Here is a 21,354-nt window from a genome sequence, read left to right as displayed (position 1 = left end):
AGACACACATGACATTCAACTTTCACGCTTATTCCCGGCGCGGTATCCTGCGTGCTGCTGCGGCTGGCGCCGCAACAATTTCCCTCGGCAGCTATGCCCAGTCAGCCTGGCCTACCAAGCCGGTGACGATGATCGTGCCGTTTCCAGCCGGTGGCGGCACCGACGCGTTCGCCCGCCCCCTGTCCGCCCAGTTCGCGAAGCTGACCGGCAAGCAGCTCATCATCGACAACCGCGGCGGCGCCGGCGGCACGCTGGGGGCCAGTATCGCTGCCAGGGCCCAGCCCGACGGCTATACGCTCTTCATGGGCGCAGTGCACCACACCATCGCGCCCTCGATGTATCCCAAGCTGGACTACGACATCGAGAAAGATTTTGTGCCACTGGCCCTGATGGCCAACGTGCCGCAGGTGCTGGTGGTCAACCCCCGCAACTTGCCGTTCGCCGACTTCAAGGCCTACCTTGAAGCTGTGCGCAAGGCGCCGGGCAAGTACAACTACGGCTCGGCCGGCGCGGGCACTTCGCACCACCTGGCCGGGGAGTTGTTCAAGCAGCAGACCAAGACCTTCATCACCCACATTCCCTACCGCGGCGCGGGCCCGGCCCTGCAGGATTTGATTTCCGGCAATGTCGACATGATGTTTGACGGCCTGGGTTCTTCCGCCAACCATATCAAGGGCGGCCGGATCAAGGCGCTCATGGTGTCGGGCGCGAAACGCAACCCGGCTTTCCCGGATGTGCCTTGTGCCGGCGAACTCGGCCTGCCCAACTACACCGTGACCACCTGGTACGGCATGTGGGCGCCCAAGGGCACGCCGGCAGACGTGCAGGCGCGCATCGTTGAAGATCTGCGCAAAGCCGCCACCACCGACGAGCTCAAAGCCATCTGGGCCAACAACGGCGCGGACTTCGGCAATCTCACGCCGCAGCAATTCGGCGCGTTCGTGAGTAGCGAGGTCAAACGCTGGTCAGCCGTGGTGAAAGCCTCCGGCGCCAAACTCGAATGATCCGTTGATGACCGGTGCCGTTTTACTGGAGGTGAAGGGCCCGCTTGCCTTCGTGACCCTGTCCCATCCCGGCAAACTCAATGCGATGTCTCGCGCCATGTGGCGCGAGCTGCGCGCGGTGTTTGAGAGCATCCAGCAGACCGCGGCCTTGCGCTGCGTGCGGGTGCGGGGTGAGGGCGGTCACTTCTGCGCGGGCGGCGATATTTCCGAGTATGCGGGCTTCCGGTTTGACGAGAGCAGTCTGCGCGAGTTTCATGAAGACGATGTATGGGGCGGCTTGCAGGCGATGCTGGACTGCGACGTCCCCATCGTCGCGCAGATCGAAGGCAACTGTATGGGCGCCGGCGTTGAGATCGCCAGCTGCTGCGATATCCGCATTGCCGGCGATACGGCAAAGTTTGGTGCACCCATCGCGAAGCTCGGCTTCCCGATGGCACCGCGCGAGGCTGCGCTGGTGATGCGCGCCGCCGGAGAGCTGACCGCTAGGGAGATGCTGCTTTCGGCCGCCGTTGTGGGGGCCGCCGAGATGAAGCAGCGCGGCTTTCTCAACCAGGTTGCGCCAGGCCATGACGTCGAGGCCCTGGTCGTGGCTTGTGTGGATCGCACCTGCGCCCTTGCCCCCGGCGCCGCGCGCCTGAATAAACAGGCATTCAGGGCTCTGGCGCCCACTGGATCAGCGCAACCAGCTACTGATTTGATAGCAAAAGCCTACCGTTATGCACCTTCTGCCGAGCACCGGGAAGGTATTGCCGCTTTCACTGAAAAACGCCTGCCCCGGTTTGATCGCCGGGCGGCCGACATTCCAACCATAGCCAGCCTGACCCATGAAAAACCATAACCTGTTTGCAGCGCTTCGAGCCGCGTTTCCTTCTTCGCTCAATGAAGTCGCCGTCGAAACCGACAACGGCCTTTGCTATTCGTGGCGCGACCTCGAACGCAGCACTGCGATGATGGCCAACCTGCTGGCTTCGCTGGGGTTACCTGAAGGGGCCAGGGTGGCGGTGCAGGTCGAGAAGTCGGTGGAAGCCATGATGCTTTACCTGGCGACGCTGCGCGCCGGTTATGTGTTTTTGCCGCTCAATACTGCCTACCAAAGCGCTGAGATTGAATACTTCGTCGGTAACGCCGAACCTTCCGTCATGGTTTGCAGCAGCAAGAATTTTGGCTGGGTCAGCAAGATCGCCTTCAAGGCCGGCACGCAGAACGTGTTCACACTGGACGATGACCGCACAGGCTCGCTGCTGGATCGCGCGGCGCATTGCAGCGACCAGCATGAAGTGGTGGCGCGGCAGGCGGACGACCTGGCCGCCATCCTCTACACCAGCGGTACCACGGGCCGCAGCAAGGGCGCCATGCTTTCCCACGGAAACATGCTGAGCAATGCGCTCGTGCTCAAAGATGCCTGGGGCTGGACGGCTACCGGAGGGCCCGAAGGCCGTGGCGATGTGCTGATCCATGCCCTGCCGATTTTTCATGTGCACGGCCTTTTTGTAGCCATTCATGGGGCACTGATCAACGGCAGCAAGATGATCTGGCTGGCCAAATTCGACCCCAAGCTGGTGGTGAAAAAACTGCCCGAAGCCACGGTGTTCATGGGCGTTCCCACACTGTATGTGCGCCTTCTGGCCGAGGTCGGGCTGACGCGCGAGGCCTGCCGGAACATGCGGCTCTTTGTGGCGGGGTCGGCGCCTTTGCTGATCGAGACCTTCAACGAGTGGAAAGAGCGCACCGGCCACACCATTCTGGAGCGCTACGGCATGTCGGAAACCGTGATGCTCACGTCCAACCCTTACGAGGGTGCCGAGCGGCGCGGTGGTACGGTGGGCTTTGCGCTGCCGGGTGTCAGCCTGCGTGTGCAGGACGAGGGCGGCGAGTCATTGCCGGCCGGTGAGATCGGCGGCATCCAGGTCAAGGGCCCGAATATTTTCAAGGGCTATTGGCGCATGCCGGAGAAGACAAAAGAAGAGTTCACCGCAGACGGCTACTTCAAGACCGGCGACGTGGGCAAGATCGACGAGAGCGGCTACATCGTCATTGTGGGCCGCAGCAAGGACCTCATCATCAGCGGCGGCTACAACGTCTATCCCGCCGAAATCGAAGGCTATATCAACGACATGCCTGGCGTGGCTGAAAGCGCGCTGGTCGGTGTGCCGCACCCGGATTTTGGCGAGGTCGGCGTGGCCGTCGTGATCGCCAAGCCGGGCGTCGTGCTCGAGGGCAGCAGGATTGTGGGCGAACTGAAATCGAAGCTGGCCAACTTCAAGATTCCCAAGCACTGCTTTGTGGTCAGCGAATTGCCGCGCAACACCATGGGCAAGGTACAGAAGAATTTGCTGCGTGAGCAGTACAAGGGGTTGTTTACCCGGGCCGCGGCTTAAGAACAGGTTCTAAGGCGCAAAGTCGTCGACCTGGATCACCTTGTCGGCGGCGCGCAAATAAGCCAACGCCAGGTCCGGGCGGCTTGAGGCTTTCGCGGCGCGTTCCATGGACTGATTGCTGCGCACGGCCTTGTTCAGCGCCACGGTTTCTTCGCCGAGCTGCGTTGCCAGATCCAGCGCATCCATCAGGTCGCGCAGCCCGCCGCTGGTCGGTGTGGCCAGGTCAGGGCACAGGCGCTTGACGACAGCGGGGCTGGTGCGCAGGAGTTTGGCCAGCTCCAGCAACTGAACATCGCGTAGCGGTGCCAGGCGCGTGCTGCGGTTCAGCACCATCGCACCTACTACACGCCTGAGGGGCGAAGGAAAGTTGGCGTAGAGCGCTTCCAGCGCATCGCCAGCTTCGTCGAGCTGCACGCGGATGGCGGCGCGCGCCACCGGCAGCATGTCCGCATCCTTTTCGAAGGCATAACGCCAAAGGCAGGCGCTGGCCATGTAGAGGTGGGCCAGCACATCGCCCAGCCGGGCCGACAGCAGCTCCATGCGCTTGAGTTTGCCGCCCAGGAGGCCCATGGCCAGATCGCAGGTCAGTGCGTACTGGCTGCTCAGGCGGGCGATCAGTCGGGCTTCTTTTTCCAGACCCGCGGGAGGCGAGCCTCGCAGGGGTGCACCGGCGATGCTGTGCCAGAAGTTACGCAGCATGTGTCCGCCATGGCCGATCAGCGCTTTCCCCAGCGCCTGCGCATCGTTGCCCTGCACGGCCTGCATTTCCTTCATCACGTAGGGGTGGCAGCGCACCGCGCCTTGCCCAAAAATGATCAGCGAGCGGGTCAGGATGTTGGCGCCTTCCACGGTGATGGCAATAGGTGCGCCGCGGTAAGCCACCGACAGCAGGTTGGATGGCCCCTGGATGATCCCCTTGCCGCCCAGGATGTCCATGCCGCGGTTGACGGCGCGCCGGCCGGCCTCGGTCAGGTGCACTTTCAGGATGGCGCTGGCCACGCTGGGCTGCTCTCCTTTGTCGAGCACGGCAGCGGTGTAGCGGCGTGCCGCGTCGGTTGCATACAGCTCGCAGGCCATCTCCGCAATCACGCCGGCGATCGCGTCGAAGCGGCCAATAGGCAGCCCGAATTGCTCCCGCACCTGGCCGTAACCGTTGGCCACGAAGAGCGCAGTTTGCTGCATGGCCGAGCCAAGCGCCGGCAAGGAAATGGCTCGCCCCGCCGCCAGGCATTCCATCAGCATGCGCCACCCCTGGCCGACCTGCTGCTCGCCGCCGATGATCCAGTCCATGGGGATGAAGACTTCCCGGCCTTCGATGGGGCCATTCATGAAGGCGGCGTCCATCGGCCGATGGCGCCTGCCGATTTGCATGCCGGGCTGCGGCACCGGAATCAGCGCGCAGGTGATACCCAGGTTGCGCTGGCCTTCGGGCAGGGTTTCGTCCACCGCGTTGAAGGCCAGGCCCACCACGGTGGCGACGGGCGCCAGCGTGATGTAACGCTTGGAGAAATTCACACTGAAGCCGCGCACCATCACGCCGTCGATCTTGCGCGCGGTGACAACGCCGCGGTCTGGGATGGACGCGGCGTCGGAGCCCGCATAGGGCGAGGTCAGCCCGAAGCAGGGCAGGTCGCGGCCGTCGGCCAGGCGCGGCAGGTAGTGCTGCTTTTGCTCGGTGGTGCCGTAGCGCAGCAGCAACTCGGCCGGGCCCAGGGAGTTGGGCACCATGACGGTGACCGCGGCTGAAATGTTGAGCGTGGCGATGCGCGCCACTACCGTGGCATGGGCGTAGTGGCTGAAGCCGAGGCCACCCCATTCCTCGGGGATGATCATTCCGAAGAAGCGCCTGCCGCGCATGAAAGCCCACACCTCGGCTGGCAGGTCGCCGGCCTGGTCGATGGCGAAATCGTCCAGCAGTGCGCACAATGCCGTGACCTCGTTGTCCAGGAAGGCCTGCTCTTTGGCGCTCAGTACATTGGGTCCGGTAGCCAGCAGGGCATCAAAATGGGGCGTTCCCGAAAACAGCCGGCCTTCGAACCCGACCGTGCCCGCCTCCAGTGCTGCCCGCTCGGTGTCGCCCATGACGGGCAGTGCACGGGCGAAGGGCTTCATGGCGGTCTGGCCTAACCACTGGGTAAGTCCCATGGGTTTCTCCTGAGCTGAACGTAAGGGAATTGCCCCTAGCGTATGCAGCGCAGGCCATTTGGGCAGCCGTCCCTGGGCGTGTCTGGCTGTAGGCGAATTGGCCCAGATGCCGGGCTACTGTGGAGGCAAGCCCGCGGGGAGAAAAAGTTCCCGCGGCTCTAGCCCTCTTATACAATTGCTCCGGTCTGATTTTTGCTTGAGTTTCCTGGTTTCACTTCCAAGTTTTAAGAGGAGTTGCGGACATTATGAAAAAGCATCTTGGGTATCTGGCGTTTTCAACCATCCTGCTGGCAGTGCTTGCCGGTTGCGGCAAAAAAGAGGAGGCGCCCGTCGCGGCCACTCCGGCTCCCGCTGCAAGCGCACCGGCCGCTGCCTCCGCCGAAGAAAAAGTGCTCAATGTCTACAACTGGCCCGACTATGTCGCCAAGGACATGATCGCCAACTTCGAGAAAGAAACCGGTATCAAGGTCAATTACCAGACCTTTGAGAACAACGAAGCCCTGCACGCCAAGCTGGTCGCGGGCAACACCGGCTACGACATCGTGGTGCCCGGCGCCGTATTCGCCAAGCCGCAAATCGACGGCGGCCTGCTTGCCAAGCTCGACAAGTCCAAGGTCGCCAACTACGGAAACCTTGACCCCGCCATCATGGAAAAGCTGGGCACCATCGACCCGGGCAACGCCTACCTCGTCCCCTGGGCCTGGAGCTTCACCACGGTCGGCATCAACAAAGCCAAAGTGACCAAGGCTCTGGGCTCCACCCCCATGCCTGAGAACGCCTGGGACCTGGTGTTCAACCCGGTCTACACCGCCAAGCTCAAGTCCTGCGGTATTGCCTACCTCGACTCGCCAACCGAAGTGCTGCCGCCAGCCATGCATTACCTGGGCAAAAACGCCTATTCGAACGACCCGGCCGACCACAAGGCTGCGGCCGCAATGCTTGCCAAGGTGCGTCCGCACATCCGCATGTTCTCCAGCACCATGATTGACGACCTGGCCGGCGGCAAGGCCTGCGTGGCACTGGCCTGGGCCGGCGACATCAACATCGCCCGTGCCCGCGCCCTTGAAAACAAGAGCGGCAATGACGTCGAGGCCCTGTTGCCGAGCACCGGCGGCCTGATCTTCTTTGACACGCTGGCCATTCCGAAGGATGCCAAGCACCCGAACAACGCGCTGGCTTTCATCAACTATTCGCTGCGTCCCGAGGTATCTGCATCTTTGACCAACGAGCTGGGTTACGCCACCGCCAACAAGGCCAGCCTGGCCAACGTCAAGCCCGAGATCGCCAAGGACAAGGCGGTATTCCCCGATGCGGACAACCTGAAAAAAATGGTGTCTCCGGCCAGCTTCAGCAACGAAGCGCGTGAATCCATGAGCAACGTGTTCACTGCCTTCAAAAAAGGCAAGTGACGTTTTACTGATCTCTGGCAAGCGCTGATTTCAGTGTGAACCCGGCTGCGCATGCAATGCTTTGTGTGCGCAGCTTTTTTCTTGGTGAGAACCCCTGTTCATGAATCTACCCCTCCCGGCCGGTGACGGATTTTTGCGGACTGAGCAGCTGGTCAAGCGCTTTGATGGCGTGGCGGCGGTGGACGATGTGTCCCTGTCGATTCACAAGGGCGAAATCTTCGCGCTGCTCGGGAGCTCGGGTTGCGGCAAGTCGACCTTGCTGCGCATGCTGGCGGGTTTTGAAAAACCGACCGAAGGCTCGGTGATCCTGGACGGTGTGGACATCGCGTCATTTCCGCCCTACGAACGGCCCATCAACATGATGTTCCAGTCGTACGCGCTCTTTCCCCATCTGACGGTGTGGGACAACATTGCCTTCGGACTCAAGCGCGAAGGCATGCCCAAGGGCGAAATCGAAGCTCGCGTGCAGGAAATGCTCAAGCTGGTCCAGCTGGAGACCTTTGCCAAACGCAAACCACACCAGCTCTCGGGCGGACAGCAGCAACGCGTGGCTCTGGCGCGCAGCCTGGCCAAGCGGCCGCAGCTGCTGTTGCTGGATGAACCGCTGGGCGCGCTCGACAAAAAGCTGCGCGAACGCACGCAGTTCGAGCTGGTCAACATTCTTGAATCCGTGGGCGTGACCTGCGTCATGGTGACGCACGACCAGGAGGAAGCCATGGCCATGGCCTCCCGCATCGCGGTGATGAGTCATGGGCGCGTGCTGCAGGTGGGCACACCGAAGGAAATTTACGAGCACCCCAACTGCCGGTTTGTGGCCGACTTCATCGGCAACGTCAACATGTTCGAAGGTGAGCTCACGCTGGACGAGGCGGACCGCTGTGAAGTCACGACGGAGCAGGGCGTGGTGAATGTGGGCCACGGCATTAGCGGAACGCTAGGCATGTCGGTGGCCATCGCGGTGCGGCCGGAGAAGATTCACATTGCCAAGACCCGCCCTGAAGTGAACGTCAACCTGTTCACTGGCAAGGTGCGGGAGATTGCTTATTTCGGCAGCTACAACACGTTCATTGTGGAAATGCCGGGCGGCCGCAGGGTGAAGATCACCGAGACCAACACCACGCGCCACGAGAGCTCCCTGATCACCTGGGAAGACGCGGTGTTCTTCTGGTGGGACGATTCGGCGCCCGTGGTGCTGACCCAATAAGCTGCTGCTGCGACGCCAAGCTATCTCCTATCTCACTACCGCGATGAAAATCCCTTCCTGGCTTCAACTCAACCTGGGGCGGCGCTTCGTGATCGGCGTGCCTTATGTCTGGCTGCTGCTGTTCTTTGTGTTGCCTTTCATGATCCTGCTGCGGATCAGCGTCACGGACATGGGCAACGGCGTGGATCCTTTTGCGCCGCTGATCGAGACGGTGCAGGGCTCCTGGCACGTCATGCTGCGCTACAACAACTATGCGTCCATCTTCATCGACAAAGCGGCTGATTCCGCAGGCGGCTTCGGCAACACCATCTACATGGAGGCCTACAAGACTTCGCTGAAGTACGCGGTGCTGACGACGCTGTCGTGCCTGTTGATTGGCTATCCGTTTGCGTACTTCATTGCCCGGTCGCGGCCGGCGATCCGGCCGGCCTTGCTGATGCTGGTCATGCTGCCGTTCTGGACGTCCTTCCTGCTGCGCGTGTACGCGTGGAAGGGCATCCTGGCCGACCAGGGCGTACTTAACAACTTGCTGCTATCCCTGGGCATCATCCAGGAGCCGATGGTGATGCTTTACACCGACGTTTCCATGCTGGTGGGTATGACCTATGTGTACTGCCCCTTCATGATCCTGCCGCTTTACGCCAACCTGGTGAAGATGGACTTTCGTCTGCTGGAGGCTGCCCACGATCTGGGCGCCAGCGCCTGGAAGGCTTTCTGGCTGATCACTGTTCCGCTCAGCAAGTCCGGGATCATCGCCGGTTCGATGCTGGTTTTCATCCCCAGCGTCGGCGAGTTCGTGATTCCGTCGCTGCTGGGGGGCGCTGAAAATATCATGATCGGCCGCGTCGTGTGGGACGAGATGTTCAGCAGCAACAACTGGCCGCGCGCATCCGCGCTGGCCGTGGTGATGATCCTTCTGATCCTGGTACCGCTGGCTTTTTATTACCGCTCCAGCAGCGACCGTGACGCGCAAGGACGCCACTGAGATGAAAGAAGCCATGAGAACCTTCCTGCGCCTGGCAGAAGGCAACGTAGGCCGGATCTGGATGGGGCTGGTGTATCTTTTCCTCTATATCCCGCTGATTTTCCTCATCGTCTTTTCATTCAACAGCACCCGGCAAGACGGTGTTTTCACCGGCTTTTCAACGCGCTGGTATGAGGCGCTGTTGTCGGACTCGCGGTTGGTGGAAGGCTTTTTTCTGTCGCTCAAGGTGGCGCTGATCACTGGCACGCTGTCGGTGGTGCTCGGCAGCTTTGCTGCCTTTGTACTGGTGCGCTATTTGCGCTTTACCGGGCGTACGCTGTTCTATGGGTTGGTCAACGCGCCCCTGGTCATGCCCGAGGTCATCATTGGCCTGGCCTTGCTGCTGCTGATGGTGGCGGTGCAACGCACCATCGGCTGGCCGGACCGGGGCTTCATCACCATCGTGACGGGGCACACGCTGCTGGGCATGGCCTACGCCACAGTGGTCATCCAGTCACGCCTCAGTGAAATGGACCGTACCCTTGAAGAGGCCGCCATGGACCTGGGCTGCCGGCCCGTGCAGGTGTTTTTTCTGGTGACCTTGCCCAGCATTGCACCGGCGCTGGTGTCGGCCTGGCTGCTCACCTTCACGCTGTCGTTTGATGACGTGGTGATCTCCGAATTTTTGTCAGGGCCCGGCGTGACGACCTTGCCGCAGGTGATCTTCAGTTATGCCCGCCGCGGTGTGAACCCGTCGATTTACGCAGCGGCCACGATTTTGATCACGGTGGTGTCGTTGGGCATCATTGCCTACAGCATCTCCGTGATGCGCCGGCAAAAGCGGCTGGACCGCGAAATCAGTGCGGCGGCTCGACCGGAACAGGCTTTCCCGGACCCCGCCCGGGCAAAGTAGCCAGCACGACGCCGGTCAGCGCGATGGCAAAAGCGCCGATCTGGGTGCCATTGAGCTTTTCTCCCAAAACAATGACGCCGACCGCTGCGGCGCTGACCGGCAGCAATACGGTGAAAACGCCAGCCTGATTCGCCGGAATTTTCCTGAGCCCGGTCATCCAGAGCCAGACCGTCCAAACGCTGGCTGCCAGCGAATAAAACAGCAGCAGCAGCCAGGCGGAGGGCGCCACCTTGCCAAAGTCAAATCCCCAGGCCGTCCAGAGGCCGAAAGGGGTGACGAGGGCAAAGCCCCAGAGGTTGATCAGTGCGGTGATGCGTTTGGGGCTGAGTACGCCGGTCAGCTTCTTGCCGATCACGGCGTAGGCCGCCTCGCATAAAACCGCACCCACCAGCAGCAAATTGCCCAACCAGGCGTTTCTGTGTGCCAAATCGGCCTCCGGGCCAATGCTGACGGGCGCAACCAGCTCATTTTTTGATAGCGAAACAAGGCCAATGCCGATGACCGCGCAGGCTACAGCGCCCCATACGCGCGCACCGATGCGCTCCCGCAGGAAGAGCCAGCTCATCAGCGCAACGGCTGCCGGAATGGAAGCCATGATCACACCGGCCGCAACCGCGCTGGTCATGCTCACGCCGAACAGCATGCAGATGGAAAAGAGGAAATTGCCCAGAAAGGATTCGAGGAACAGCAGTCGGCCGGTTTGCCGGCTCATGGGGACTTCGCCTGCCGGTTTTTTCAGCCAATGCAGCATGGCGGTGCCACCGATGCCAAAGCGCAGCCAGGCCAGCAGAAAGACGGGGAAGGCGATGACGAGGGGTTTGGAAAGCGCCACGTAGCTGCCAACGAGCGACATGCTGAGCGCCAGGCAGGCGTAGGCCACGATTCGGTTCATTAAACTGGAGGCTCCTGTGGTGCGGGCCAGTGCGGGGGCCTGCGTTTGTACCGGCCGGGAACGGCCTGGCAGAGGTTGAAATCATGCCTTAATTTCAGAGGGGCATTGCCGGTTACACGCAGCCTGGACAGCCCACAATCCGGTGACGACTCTGGCGACGACACTCAAACAATGCCTCAATCTCCTGTCCGTTATGTTTTTGTTTACGGCACCCTGCGCAAGGGTGAGCAGCGTGACATCAACCATTTGCAGCCGCCACCTCGATGGATAGGGCGTGCCAGCGTGGCTGGCGTGATGCACCACCTGGGCAGCTATCCTGGCCTGACGCTAACCGGCCCGGGCACCGTGCAGGGAGAGGTGTATGCCGTGGCGCCCGAGCTGGAGCGTGTGCTGGATGAAATTGAGGAGGTCTGGCCGCAGCAGACCGGTGAATACACCAAGCGCGAGGTGGCGGTGCAGCTTGAGCCGGTATCCGGGCCTGGCCAACCGGAGCGCGCGCGGGAACTGGTGTGTTTCCTCTATGAGATCGCTCCCGAACGGATTCACGGCAAACCGGTGATTACGCTGGGCGATTGGGTGTTGCATCGAACTGGCGGCGCCAGCTGAGTCGTTCGCAAAGGGCTTGTGGCCCTTGGGAGGGAGGCCAGGGCTGATGTGCGCGTCCGACCACCGATGGAAGTCGCCCTTCACGTTTCATCATTCAATAAATTGATTCCGTAATGTGGAATCAATAAATGCTGCGGTGCAAAATTATTTCTCAATATGAGAGACGGATTTTTGCATTACGATAAATTTAATAAATATCGTTGATTTTATTGTATTTTATTTTTGTCTTATATAAGACATAAGAGCTTCACAAGGTCTTGTAGAAGACTTAAAGTTGATCCATCGAATTCGCCACTTCTTTATTTCAACCTACGGAGCCCACCATGCCGCAAACCCTGACCGAACAATTGAGCCGCGACCAGCAAATTTCCGCTCTGGAAAAAGACTGGGCCACCAACCCCCGCTGGAAAGGCATCAAGCGCGGCTATAGCGCCGCCGACGTGGTGCGCCTGCGCGGATCCTTCCCGATCGAACACACGCTGGCCCGCCGCGGTGCTGAAAAATTGTGGGACCTCCTGCACAACGAGCCTTATGTGAATTGTCTCGGCGCCCTGACCGGCGGCCAGGCCATGCAACAGGTCAAGGCCGGCGTCAAAGCCATCTATCTGTCGGGCTGGCAAGTTGCTGCCGACAACAACAGCTACTCCGCCATGTACCCGGACCAGTCCCTGTACCCGGTGGACTCGGTGCCAAAGGTCGTTGAAACCATCAACAACACCTTCCGCCGTGCCGACGAGATCCAGCACTCCAAAGGCATTGATGCCGGTGACAAGGACTACATCGATTACTTCGCACCCATCGTGGCGGATGCTGAAGCCGGTTTCGGCGGTGTTTTGAATGCCTTCGAATTGATGAAGGCCATGATCAAGTCTGGCGCAGGTGGCGTGCACTGGGAAGACCAATTGGCTTCCGTCAAGAAGTGCGGCCATATGGGCGGCAAGGTATTGCTGCCCACCCGTGAGTCCTGCCAGAAGCTGATCGCCGCGCGTATGGCGGCCGACGTCTGCGGCGTGCCCACGCTGGTGATTGCCCGCACCGATGCCGAAGCCGCTGATTTGCTGACTTCCGACTACGACGAGATCGACAAGCCTTTCCTGACCGGCGAGCGTACGGCCGAAGGCTTCTACAAGACGCGCAAGGGTCTGGAGCAGGCTGTAGCCCGTGCCAACGCCTATGCCCACTACGCGGACCTTGTGTGGTGTGAAACCGGCACGCCTGACCTCGACTTCGCGAAGAAATTTGCCGACGCCGTGCACAAGGTTCACCCTGGCAAGATGCTGGCCTACAACTGCTCGCCGTCTTTCAACTGGAAGAAAAACCTCGACGATGCCACCATCGCGAAGTTCCAGCGCGAACTCGGCGCCATGGGATACAAGTACCAGTTCATCACGCTCGCCGGTATTCACTCCATGTGGTACAACATGTACGACCTGTCGCAAGACTACGTCAAGCGCGGCATGACGGCTTACATCGAAAAGGTGCAGGAGCCCGAATTCGCAGCACGCGACCGCGGCTACACCTTTGTGTCGCACCAGCAGGAAGTTGGCACTGGTTACTTTGATGAAGTGACCACCGCGATCCAGGGCGGCAAATCCAGCGTGACCGCGCTGACCGGCTCTACCGAAGAAGAGCAGTTCCACTGATCTCACCTGACCGACGATTACCCAGACGCTCGCGCCCTTAAGGCGCAGCTTTTCAGCCCGGACAGGACCTAGGGCCTGTCCGGGCTTTTTTACGGGCGTTTTTTAGCGTAGAGTGCAGTTTGTTACACAAAACACAAGATGTGCTTCATTAACCGGAGGAGGTTGCCGTGTCGGAATTAACCGTGGGTTTCAAGCGTGTTCCCTGTCCCGATTGCAATGGCACCGGCGAACTGCGCATTGAAAGCGAAAACATCAATGAGCATTTTGAAGTCGAAAAACAAACGGTGATCACCGAATGTCCGCGTTGCCTTGGCCTGGGATTTTTGCCGCCGGCCTCGCCGCAATAGGGCTTTGCGGCGCGAGGCAAACAGGTGGCCGGCGAGCCATCTGCAAGCTGCCGTAAAATAGCCGCATGCAATCAATCAAGCTGGAAACAGGAAGGATCGTTCGGGTTATGACACCGCGAACTACGCCCTCGTCCGTTTTCTGGAGTCATCCAGGGCGCTAGTCCGCACCCCTTGGTGATTGTTAGCTACTGATTTCATAGCTTAAATCCATATCCCCCATCAAAGCGCGGCAGGTTCCGCGCTTTTTTGTTTTTCTGATTTCAGCCTGCTTATAAAAGTTATTCCCATGATTCAAATCACGCTCCCCGATGATTCCAAGCGCGAATACCCCCAAGCCGTCACGGTGGCCGAAGTCGCCGCCTCAATCGGTACCGGCCTGGCCAAAGCGGCCTTGGGCGGGAAAGTTGACGGCAAGGTGGTCGATACCAGCTATCTGATTGATAAGGACAGCTCGGTTTCCATCATCACAGCCAAGGATGCCGACGGGCTGGACATGATCCGCCATTCCACGGCCCACTTGCTGGCCTACGCCGTCAAGGAACTGTTCCCGGATGCGCAGGTCACCATAGGCCCGGTGATTGAAAACGGGTTTTTCTACGATTTCTCCTACAAGCGTCCGTTCACGCCGGAAGACCTGGTGGCGATCGAAAAGCGCATGACGGAACTTGCGGCCAGGGATGAGCCAGTGACGCGCCGGGTGCTGCCGCGCGATGAAGCCGTGGCGCATTTCAAGAGCATAGGCGAGCATTACAAGGCTGAAATCATTGCGAGCATTCCCGCCAATGAGGATGTGTCGCTCTACCGTGAAGGCGCTTTTGAAGACCTGTGCCGCGGCCCCCACGTTCCCAGCACGGGCAAGCTGAAGTTCTTCAAGCTCATGAAGGTGGCCGGCGCCTACTGGCGCGGCGATCACCGCAATGAAATGCTTCAGCGCGTTTACGGCACGGCCTGGGCCACCAAGGATGAACTGCAGCAGTATCTGACGATGCTCGAGGAGGCTGAAAAGCGCGACCACCGCAAGCTCGGCAAGGAACTGGACCTCTTTCACATCGACGACCATGCACCTGGCCTGGTGTTCTGGCACCCCAAGGGCTGGACGGTCTGGCAGGGCGTTGAGCAGTACATGCGCAAGGTCTACCAGGACAACGGCTACCAGGAGGTCAAGGGCCCCCAGATCATCGACAAGACGCTGTGGGAAAAAACCGGCCATTGGGACAAGTACCGTGACAACATGTTCACGACCGAGAGCGAAAAGCGCGAATACGCCCTCAAGCCCATGAACTGCCCCGGCCATATCCTGATCTTCAAGCAGGGCATTAAAAGCTACCGCGACCTGCCGTTGCGCTACGGCGAGTTCGGCCAATGCCACCGCAACGAGCCTTCGGGTGGGCTGCACGGCATCATGCGTGTGCGCGGTTTCACGCAGGACGACGGCCACATTTTCTGCACCGAAGATCAGATCCTGAAGGAATGCGTGGACTACACGACCTTGCTGCAGAAGGTGTACACAGATTTCGGCTTCAAGAACATCATCTACAAGGTCGCCACGCGACCCGAGGCCCGCATCGGCTCGGACGAAAGCTGGGACAAGGCTGAGAACGCGCTGATGGAAAGCCTGCGCGCGTCCGGTTGCGAGTTTGAGATTGCCCCCGGCGACGGCGCTTTTTACGGCCCCAAGATCGAATACACGCTGAAAGACGCGATTGGCCGCCAATGGCAGTGCGGCACCATGCAGGTCGATTTTTCGATGCCGGAGCGTCTGGATGCCGAATATGTGGGTGAAGACGGCGCCCGTCACCGCCCCGTGATGCTGCATCGCGCGATTGTGGGCAGCCTGGAGCGTTTTATCGGGATTTTGATCGAAGAGCATGCCGGCGCGCTGCCGACCTGGCTGGCTCCCGAGCAGGTTTCGGTGCTCAATATTACCGATTCCCAGGCTGAATATGCCCGGGAAGTTGCCAAAACACTGCAAAATCAAGGGCTTAGGGTCAATCTGGACCTGCGCAACGAGAAAATTACGTATAAAATACGGGAGCACTCGATGAAAAAGCTGCCGTATATCCTTGTCGTAGGCGACAAGGAGAAAGCGGCAGGTGCCGTTGCAGTGCGCGCCCGGGGTAACAAAGACCTTGGAGTGATGCCTCTCGAAGCCTTCGCTGAAACGATCGCTTCCGACATCGCGAAAAAAGCCTGATTTTTAACAAAATTGTTGATGAATTTGGCCTGTCGTCCTTACAGGACGGGCGCAAGCAGCTATAGCTTTTATAGCAAGAGTTAAAGGATAGAACCATCGCTACTGAATTTCGTGACCGCCGTCACCGTGAAGAACGCAAGCACCGCTTGAACCGTGAAATCATGGCCCCTGAAGTACGTCTGAGTGGGCCAGACAATGAGCCGCTGGGCATTGTCAGCATCGCCGAGGCTTTGCGCCTTGCGGGTGAGGCGGATGTGGACCTCGTCGAAATCTCCCCCACAGCGGTTCCACCGGTGTGCCGGTTGATGGATTACGGCAAGTTCAAGTACGCCGAGCAGAAGAAGGCGGCGGAAGCGAAGTCCAAGCAAAAAGTGATCGAGATCAAGGAAATCAAATTCCGGCCCGGCACTGACGATGGGGACTACAACATCAAGTTGCGCAACATCAAGCGCTTCTTGGAAGAAGGCGACAAATGCAAGATTACTTTGCGTTTTCGTGGTCGCGAAATCACGCACCAGGAACTGGGCTTGGCCCTGCTGGCGCGTATTCGTGATGAGTTGGCCGATTTGATTGTGGTGGAGCAGTTCCCCAAGCTTGAAGGCAGGCAGATGGTCATGATGATCGCGCCGGGCCGTAAAAAGCCGGGTGCTGCCAAACCGGCAGCCGAGACGGCTCCGGCACCGTCCGCAGCCTGAGGCTGGCGAGCAGAGGGTAAAGATAAGGGGCGCTTTGCGGCGTTCCGGTGAAAGCAGGTGCAAGCCGGCTTTCCAAAAGCAGAAGGGTCAAACCTTTTGCGAGCAGTGAGAAGTCGCAAGATTTCCCGCTTAACAAGTGTCTCGGGGCCATCAAGTCTGCGGAAGGTTCGCAGCGCCTCACGAGCACAAATGAAAAGGAGCATTTACATGCCCAAAATGAAGACCAAGAGCGGCGCTAAAAAGCGTTTCCGCGTTCGTCCGGGTGGTACCGTCAAGCGCGGCCAAGCCTTCAAACGTCACATCCTGACCAAGAAGACCACCAAAAACAAACGCCATCTGCGTGGTGCGGTGACTGTCCATGAGACCAATATGGGTCACATGGCACAGATGCTCCCAGGCCAGGGCATTTAATTAACGACGAACAAGGAGTACACACATGCCTCGCGTCAAACGTGGTGTAACGGCTCGCGCCCGCCACAAAAAAGTTTTAGCCCTTGCAAAAGGTTTCCGCGGCCGCCGCGGCAATGTCTTCCGTATCGCCAAAGAAGCGGTAATGAAGGCTGGGCAATATGCCTACCGTGACCGCCGTACCAAGAAACGCGTGTTCCGCCAGTTGTGGATCGCCCGTATCAATGCTGCAAGCCGTTCCTTCGGCCTGACTTACAGCCAGTTTGCCAACGGCCTGAAGAAAGCCGGCATTGAGATCGACCGCAAGGTTCTGTCCGATATGGCCATTCATGACAGCGCTGCTTTCGGCGCCATCGTTGAACAGGTGAAAGCCAAGCTGGCTGCCTGATTTTCAAGCCGGGCAGTGTTGGTGCTATTAAATCAATAGCTGCTTGCGCACGAAAATAAAGGGCTGGAGCTTGAAAAGGCTCTGGCCCTTTTTCATGGCCCCTCTTGCAGTACGCCCAAAACAAGAGTGCTGCTAAGAGCGCCTTCGCTATTTTGTATTTCGAACAAGAGAACACATGACTCAACCCGACGCCCTCCAAGAACTGGTCAGCAGCGCCCAGGCCAGTTTTGCGCATGCGAACACGCCCGCAGACCTGGAAAACGCCAAGGCGCAGTTCCTGGGAAAAACCGGCCGCGTCACGGAGTTGATGAAAGGCATGGCAGCGCTCAGCGTCGAAGAGAAGAAGTCCCGTGGCGCCGCCATCAACCTGGCCAAGCAGGCCATCGAAGCCGCGTTGACCGAGCGCCGTCAGGCTCTGGCCGACGCCGAATTGCAAAAGCAGCTCAAGGCCGAGGCGCTCGACGTGAGCCTGTCTGGCCGTCAGCGCACGCAGGGCGGCCTGCATCCCGTTTCGCTGACGCTGGAACGCATTGAAGGCATTTTTGGCTCCATGGGTTTCGACGTGGCCCAAGGCCCCGAGATCGAGACCGACTGGTTCAATTTCACTGCGCTCAATACGCCCGAAGACCATCCAGCGCGTTCGATGCATGACACGTTTTATGTCGAGGGCGGCACCGAGGCCGCACCCAATCTCCTGCGCACCCACACCAGCCCCATGCAGATCCGCTATGCGGTCCAGCATGTCAAGAAGCATCGCGCGCTGATCGATGCCGGCGGTCGCATGCCCGAAATTCGCGTCATCGCACCGGGCCGTACCTACCGCGTGGATAGCGACGCGACCCACTCGCCCATGTTCCACCAATGCGAAGGCCTGTGGATAGGCGAGAACGTGAGCTTCAAGGATCTCAAATTCGTCTTCACCGATTTCTGTCGCACTTTCTTTGAAAGCGACGACCTGGTACTGCGTTTCAGGCCCAGCTTTTTCCCGTTCACGGAACCCAGCGCCGAGATCGACATCCAGTTCCAGACCGGCCCGCTCGCCGGCCGTTGGCTTGAAGTAGCCGGCTCCGGCCAGGTGCACCCGAACGTGGTGAGCAACATGGGGCTGGACCCCGAGAAATACATCGGCTTTGCCTTCGGCATGGGACCTGACCGCCTGACCATGCTGCGCTACGGCGTCAACGACCTGCGTCTCTTCTTCGACGGCGACATTCGCTTCCTCTCCCAGTTTCAGTTCTGAAATAACAAGAACAAAAAAAACAAGGTTAGACCATGCAATTCCCAGAATCCTGGTTGCGCGAATTCTGCAACCCGCCTTTGACGACCCAGCAGCTCGCCGACACGCTCACCATGGCCGGCCTGGAGGTCGAAGAACTCAAGCCGGTGGCACCCCCGTTCACCAGGATTGTTGTTGGTGAAATCAAGGAAGCCGTCCAGCACCCGGACGCCGACCGCCTGCGCGTCTGCCAGGTCGACGTCGGGCAGGGCAGCCTGCTCAACATCGTTTGCGGTGCGCCCAACGCCCGCGTCGGCATCAAGGTGCCATGTGCCCTGGTCGGCGCCGAGTTGCCTCCCGGTGAAGACGGCAAGCCCTTCCTGATCAAGGTCGGCAAACTGCGCGGCGTGGAAAGCCAGGGCATGCTGTGCTCGGCGCGCGAACTCAAGCTCTCTGAAGACCACGGCGGCCTGCTCGAACTGGCGGCCGATGCGCCGCTGGGCCAGGACATCCGTGAGCATTTGAAGCTCGACGACACCCTGTTCACCCTCAAGCTCACGCCCAACCTGGCGCATTGCCTGAGCGTCTACGGTGTTGCGCGCGAAGTTGCTGCGCTCACGGGCGCACCGCTGAAGACGCCAGTTATTCCTGCCGTGGCCGCCACCGACACCACGAAGCTGCCGGTCAATATCAGCGCGCCCGATTTGTGCGGCCGCTTTTCCGGCCGCGTGGTGCGCAACGTCAATACAAAAGCGATCACACCCCAATGGATGGTCGACCGCCTGGCGCGCTGCGGCCAGCGCAGCGTGACGGCGCTGGTGGACATCTCCAACTACGTGATGTTCGAGCTGGGCCGTCCCTCGCACATCTTTGACCTCGAAAAAATCCATGGCGGGCTCGATGTCCGCTGGGGCAAGCCCGGCGAGACGCTCAAGTTGCTTAACGGCAATACCGTGACGGTTGACGAAAAAGTTGGCGTGATTGCCGACAACGCACAGGTGGAGTCGCTGGCCGGCATCATGGGCGGCGACGCGACCGCCGTTTCGGACGACACGAAACATGTCTATGTCGAAGCCGCCTTCTGGTGGCCCAAGGCCATCGCCGGCCGCTCGCGCCGTTATAACTTTTCGACTGACGCAGGCCACCGTTTTGAGCGAGGCGTTGATCCCGGGCAGACCGTCGAGCACATCGAGCGCATCACCCAGCTGATCATCGACATCTGCGGCACACCGGAAACGGTGTGCGGCCCCATGGACGACCAGCAGGTTAACGTGCCCAAAGCGGTGCCAGTCACTTTGAGGGTGGCGCGTGCAGCCAAGGTGATCGGCATGCCCCTCACGCAGGCGCAATGCCTGGACGCCCTCCAGCGTCTGGGCCTGCCGGTGATGCAAGGCGAGGGCACGCTGACCGTGACACCGCCCAGCTATCGCTTTGATCTGCAGATCGAAGAAGACCTGATTGAAGAAGTGGTGCGCATGGTGGGTTACAACCAGCTCCCTGAAACACCGCCGCTGGCTCCCATCACGGCCAGGTTGCGCGCCGAGGCAGAGCGCAGCCCCTTCGCCGTGCGCCGCGCGCTGGCCTCGCTGGGCTACCAGGAAACCATCAACTTCAGCTTTGTGGAGGAGCGTTGGGAGCACGAGCTTGCTGGCAACGCCAGTCCCATCAAGCTGCTCAACCCGATCGCCAGCCAGATGAGCGTGATGCGCTCTTCGCTGGTGGGGTCGCTCCTGCAGGTGCTCAAGTTCAACCTGGACCGCAAGGCGCCCCGCGTGAACGTGTTTGAACTGGGCCGCATTTTCCTGCGTGACGCAGATGTCCAGAACACCGATACCACTGTGGCCGGCTTCAACCAGCCCATGCGTGTGGCTGGCTTGGCCTATGGCCCGCGGGCGGCACTGAACTGGAGCCAGCCTGACAAGGGTGTGGATTTTTTCGACATCAAGGGCGACGTGGAGGCTTTGCTCGCGCCGCTTCAGGCTGTCTTTGCGCCTGCGGCGCACCCCGCCATGCACCCCGGCCGCTGCGCGAGCGTGTCTGTAGGCGGCAAGTCGATCGGCTTTGTGGGCGAGCTGCACCCGCAGTGGCGCCAGGGCTACGACCTGGCCCAGGCGCCGCTCCTGTTTGAGCTGGAACTGGATGCCGTGCTGCAACGGCCGGTGCCTGAGTTCAAGCCGGTCAGCAAGCTACAGCCGGTAGAGCGCGATATCGCCGTCATCGTGGCGGAGGGCGTCAGCCATGCCGCGCTGATGTCGGCCATCCATGGCGCCAATACGAAAGGCTTGCTCAAGGGGGCGACGCTGTTTGACGTCTATCGGCCGCAGCAGGCAAGCGCGAACATGCAGCTCGGCGAAAAAAGCCTGGCGGTGCGCTTGGTGCTTTCGAGCGGCGCCGCTACACTGACAGACGAGGAGATTGAGGCGGCCGTTCAGTCGGTGCTCGACAATCTGCAAGGTCAGCTGGGTGCCCGCTTGCGGGCCTGACCTTTCACGAATACCGCTCACAATAAAAGTCGCCAGGAGTACCGTTGCATGGATTTTTCTGTAGAAAGCCTGGAAACCCCGGCGCTGACAAAGGCGCATCTGGCCGAGTTGCTGTTTGAACAGATCGGGCTCAACAAACGCGAATCAAAGGACATGATTGACGCGTTTTTCGACTTGATCTCGGACAGCCTGGTGGACGGAAATGACGTGAAAATTTCCGGATTTGGCAATTTCCAGATTCGCACCAAAGCACCTCGCCCCGGCCGCAACCCCCGCACCGGAGAAGCCATTCCCATCGAGGCTCGCAGGGTGGTGACATTTCATGCCAGCCACAAGCTCAAAGACCAGATCCAGGGCGAAACTGTTGCCGAATAAGTACTAAACCCGGTGGCTTCGTCCGCCGGGTTTACGTATCCGGGTAGGTGTTTGTAATTAAATGTCACCTGTGTGACGGAACAACACATG

Annotated in this window: 19 protein-coding genes; 17 read left to right on the top strand and 2 right to left on the bottom strand. The window is 60.0% G+C overall.

What is annotated here, in order from left to right:
• Positions 1-8: 8 nt before the first annotated feature.
• Genes AC1DYR_RS02190 through AC1DYR_RS02180 form a run of 3 tightly spaced genes read left to right on the top strand, consistent with a single transcriptional unit; the run spans position 9 to position 3,382 of the window.
• Positions 9-1,004, top strand: a complete 996-nt coding sequence (locus AC1DYR_RS02190) for a Bug family tripartite tricarboxylate transporter substrate binding protein (protein WP_477703639.1) — start codon at positions 9-11, stop codon at positions 1,002-1,004.
• Between the two features lie 7 nt (positions 1,005-1,011).
• Positions 1,012-1,842 carry an enoyl-CoA hydratase/isomerase family protein gene (locus tag AC1DYR_RS02185; protein ID WP_477703638.1) on the top strand — a complete coding sequence of 277 codons (831 nt, stop codon included), beginning with the start codon at positions 1,012-1,014 and terminating at the stop codon, positions 1,840-1,842.
• Positions 1,829-3,382, top strand: coding sequence for a malonate--CoA ligase (locus AC1DYR_RS02180; protein WP_477703637.1), 1,554 nt, complete (start codon positions 1,829-1,831; stop codon positions 3,380-3,382). Before AC1DYR_RS02185 ends, AC1DYR_RS02180 begins: the two co-directional genes overlap by 14 nt.
• 9 nt (positions 3,383-3,391) lie before the next feature.
• Here the strand turns inward: AC1DYR_RS02180 and AC1DYR_RS02175 are convergent, their stop codons facing one another.
• Positions 3,392-5,527: an acyl-CoA dehydrogenase gene (locus tag AC1DYR_RS02175; protein ID WP_477703636.1), complete on the bottom strand. Its 2,136-nt coding sequence runs from the start codon at positions 5,525-5,527 to the stop codon at positions 3,392-3,394.
• A 245-nt stretch (positions 5,528-5,772) separates the two neighbouring features.
• Here AC1DYR_RS02175 and AC1DYR_RS02170 point away from each other — a divergent pair, with 245 nt between their 5' ends.
• From AC1DYR_RS02170 to AC1DYR_RS02155, 4 genes are all read left to right on the top strand, one after another.
• A complete protein-coding gene (locus tag AC1DYR_RS02170) occupies positions 5,773-6,936 on the top strand; it encodes an extracellular solute-binding protein (protein ID WP_477703635.1) in 1,164 nt (387 codons plus the stop codon).
• 100 nt (positions 6,937-7,036) lie between these two features.
• Complete coding sequence (locus tag AC1DYR_RS02165; protein ID WP_457280340.1) at positions 7,037-8,140, top strand: ABC transporter ATP-binding protein; 1,104 nt, start codon at positions 7,037-7,039, stop codon at positions 8,138-8,140.
• A gap of 43 nt (positions 8,141-8,183) precedes the next feature.
• Positions 8,184-9,125 (top strand): ABC transporter permease, encoded by a 942-nt coding sequence (locus tag AC1DYR_RS02160; RefSeq protein ID WP_477703634.1) that lies wholly within the window; start codon positions 8,184-8,186, stop codon positions 9,123-9,125.
• Positions 9,126-9,138: 13 nt separating this feature from the next.
• Positions 9,139-10,017 (top strand): ABC transporter permease, encoded by an 879-nt coding sequence (locus AC1DYR_RS02155; protein WP_477704119.1) that lies wholly within the window; start codon positions 9,139-9,141, stop codon positions 10,015-10,017.
• On the opposite strand, the gene AC1DYR_RS02150 is transcribed toward AC1DYR_RS02155, so the two are convergent.
• On the bottom strand, positions 9,962-10,909 hold the full coding sequence (locus tag AC1DYR_RS02150) for a DMT family transporter (RefSeq protein WP_477703633.1): 948 nt from the start codon (positions 10,907-10,909) through the stop codon (positions 9,962-9,964). The two genes, AC1DYR_RS02155 and AC1DYR_RS02150, sit on opposite strands and share 56 nt — an antisense overlap.
• Positions 10,910-11,080: 171 nt before the next feature.
• On the opposite strand from AC1DYR_RS02150, the gene AC1DYR_RS02145 reads away from it, so the two are divergent.
• From AC1DYR_RS02145 to AC1DYR_RS02100, 10 genes are all read left to right on the top strand, one after another.
• Positions 11,081-11,515, top strand: coding sequence for a gamma-glutamylcyclotransferase family protein (locus AC1DYR_RS02145; protein WP_477669068.1), 435 nt, complete (start codon positions 11,081-11,083; stop codon positions 11,513-11,515).
• A 323-nt stretch (positions 11,516-11,838) separates the two neighbouring features.
• Positions 11,839-13,158, top strand: coding sequence for an isocitrate lyase (aceA, locus tag AC1DYR_RS02140; RefSeq protein ID WP_457280344.1), 1,320 nt, complete (start codon positions 11,839-11,841; stop codon positions 13,156-13,158).
• A 167-nt stretch (positions 13,159-13,325) separates the two neighbouring features.
• On the top strand, positions 13,326-13,505 hold the full coding sequence (locus tag AC1DYR_RS02135; RefSeq protein ID WP_431095808.1) for a hypothetical protein: 180 nt from the start codon (positions 13,326-13,328) through the stop codon (positions 13,503-13,505).
• Between the two features lie 286 nt (positions 13,506-13,791).
• A complete protein-coding gene (gene thrS / locus AC1DYR_RS02130; protein WP_477703632.1) occupies positions 13,792-15,699 on the top strand; it encodes a threonine--tRNA ligase in 1,908 nt (635 codons plus the stop codon).
• A gap of 95 nt (positions 15,700-15,794) precedes the next feature.
• Positions 15,795-16,394: a translation initiation factor IF-3 gene (gene infC / locus AC1DYR_RS02125; RefSeq protein WP_477704118.1), complete on the top strand. Its 600-nt coding sequence runs from the start codon at positions 15,795-15,797 to the stop codon at positions 16,392-16,394.
• A gap of 207 nt (positions 16,395-16,601) precedes the next feature.
• A complete protein-coding gene (gene rpmI, locus AC1DYR_RS02120) occupies positions 16,602-16,805 on the top strand; it encodes a 50S ribosomal protein L35 (protein WP_007870723.1) in 204 nt (67 codons plus the stop codon).
• Between the two features lie 25 nt (positions 16,806-16,830).
• Positions 16,831-17,190: a 50S ribosomal protein L20 gene (gene rplT, locus AC1DYR_RS02115; RefSeq protein ID WP_348046678.1), complete on the top strand. Its 360-nt coding sequence runs from the start codon at positions 16,831-16,833 to the stop codon at positions 17,188-17,190.
• Positions 17,191-17,365: 175 nt separating this feature from the next.
• Positions 17,366-18,430, top strand: coding sequence for a phenylalanine--tRNA ligase subunit alpha (gene pheS, locus AC1DYR_RS02110; protein ID WP_477703631.1), 1,065 nt, complete (start codon positions 17,366-17,368; stop codon positions 18,428-18,430).
• A gap of 32 nt (positions 18,431-18,462) precedes the next feature.
• A complete protein-coding gene (gene pheT, locus AC1DYR_RS02105) occupies positions 18,463-20,889 on the top strand; it encodes a phenylalanine--tRNA ligase subunit beta (RefSeq protein WP_477703630.1) in 2,427 nt (808 codons plus the stop codon).
• A 48-nt stretch (positions 20,890-20,937) separates the two neighbouring features.
• Positions 20,938-21,264, top strand: a complete 327-nt coding sequence (locus AC1DYR_RS02100; protein ID WP_457280348.1) for an integration host factor subunit alpha — start codon at positions 20,938-20,940, stop codon at positions 21,262-21,264.
• Positions 21,265-21,354 lie beyond the last annotated feature (90 nt).

It is taken from the genome of Polaromonas sp. P1_F9 (genome assembly GCF_056405615.1).
This window is presented reverse-complemented; position numbering and strand designations above follow the sequence as displayed.

What these genes read in the sequence shown, in the direction of transcription:
- AC1DYR_RS02100 (WP_457280348.1), top strand. Translation starts at nt 20,938, where the DNA reads ATGGATTTTTCTGTAGAAAGCCTGGAAACCCCGGCGCTGACAAAGGCG.
- pheS (WP_477703631.1), top strand. Translation starts at nt 17,366, where the DNA reads ATGACTCAACCCGACGCCCTCCAAGAACTGGTCAGCAGCGCCCAGGCC.
- AC1DYR_RS02185 (WP_477703638.1), top strand. Translation starts at nt 1,012, where the DNA reads ATGACCGGTGCCGTTTTACTGGAGGTGAAGGGCCCGCTTGCCTTCGTG.
- aceA (WP_457280344.1), top strand. Translation starts at nt 11,839, where the DNA reads ATGCCGCAAACCCTGACCGAACAATTGAGCCGCGACCAGCAAATTTCC.
- pheT (WP_477703630.1), top strand. Translation starts at nt 18,463, where the DNA reads ATGCAATTCCCAGAATCCTGGTTGCGCGAATTCTGCAACCCGCCTTTG.
- AC1DYR_RS02155 (WP_477704119.1), top strand. Translation starts at nt 9,139, where the DNA reads ATGAGAACCTTCCTGCGCCTGGCAGAAGGCAACGTAGGCCGGATCTGG.
- AC1DYR_RS02150 (WP_477703633.1), bottom strand. Translation starts at nt 10,909, where the DNA reads ATGAACCGAATCGTGGCCTACGCCTGCCTGGCGCTCAGCATGTCGCTC.
- AC1DYR_RS02180 (WP_477703637.1), top strand. Translation starts at nt 1,829, where the DNA reads ATGAAAAACCATAACCTGTTTGCAGCGCTTCGAGCCGCGTTTCCTTCT.
- thrS (WP_477703632.1), top strand. Translation starts at nt 13,792, where the DNA reads ATGATTCAAATCACGCTCCCCGATGATTCCAAGCGCGAATACCCCCAA.
- AC1DYR_RS02160 (WP_477703634.1), top strand. Translation starts at nt 8,184, where the DNA reads ATGAAAATCCCTTCCTGGCTTCAACTCAACCTGGGGCGGCGCTTCGTG.
- AC1DYR_RS02190 (WP_477703639.1), top strand. Translation starts at nt 9, where the DNA reads ATGACATTCAACTTTCACGCTTATTCCCGGCGCGGTATCCTGCGTGCT.
- rplT (WP_348046678.1), top strand. Translation starts at nt 16,831, where the DNA reads ATGCCTCGCGTCAAACGTGGTGTAACGGCTCGCGCCCGCCACAAAAAA.
- AC1DYR_RS02145 (WP_477669068.1), top strand. Translation starts at nt 11,081, where the DNA reads ATGCCTCAATCTCCTGTCCGTTATGTTTTTGTTTACGGCACCCTGCGC.
- rpmI (WP_007870723.1), top strand. Translation starts at nt 16,602, where the DNA reads ATGCCCAAAATGAAGACCAAGAGCGGCGCTAAAAAGCGTTTCCGCGTT.
- AC1DYR_RS02175 (WP_477703636.1), bottom strand. Translation starts at nt 5,527, where the DNA reads ATGGGACTTACCCAGTGGTTAGGCCAGACCGCCATGAAGCCCTTCGCC.
- AC1DYR_RS02165 (WP_457280340.1), top strand. Translation starts at nt 7,037, where the DNA reads ATGAATCTACCCCTCCCGGCCGGTGACGGATTTTTGCGGACTGAGCAG.
- AC1DYR_RS02170 (WP_477703635.1), top strand. Translation starts at nt 5,773, where the DNA reads ATGAAAAAGCATCTTGGGTATCTGGCGTTTTCAACCATCCTGCTGGCA.